This window comes from Streptomyces sp. SID14436 (assembly GCF_010548465.1).
GTDB lineage: Bacteria > Actinomycetota > Actinomycetes > Streptomycetales > Streptomycetaceae > Streptomyces.
Map to the genome: position 1 here is coordinate 1 of NZ_JAAGMD010000720.1, position 394 is coordinate 394.

Consider the following 394-nt stretch of genomic DNA (forward strand, 5'->3'; position numbering starts at 1 on the left):
CCGCGTCCGCGTCGGCGGCCAGGTGACCGCCCGCGAGGATCGCCAGCGCCGCCGCCGCGACCGTCGCCATCAGGCCGTACATCCGCTCGTCGGGGTCCGCGTGCGACCGCAGTTGCAGGACCAGCGAGAGCAGCACCCAGACGCCCAGCGTCCCGAGGATCGCGCCGGGCGCCCGGTCCGACGCCAGCAGGGCCACGTCCGCCGCCAGCGCGCCCAGGAAGCCCAGCGCGATGCCCTGGCGGGCCGGCCACATCCCGTTCAGCCGGAACCAGCCGGCCGCCGTGAGCCCCTGGAGCGCGATCAGCGGCACGAGCAGCGCGTACGTGCCGAGCGCCGCTCCGCCGGCGAGCAGCAGCCCCAGCAGGGCGGTGAGCGCCGCCGGCTGCATGCCGGG

The 394-nt window shown here is 77.7% G+C and carries 1 pseudogene; it reads right to left on the reverse strand.

Annotated elements, in window-relative coordinates:
• Positions 1–394 (reverse strand): annotated as a pseudogene (locus G3I53_RS25880) (hypothetical protein); the annotation flags it as partial.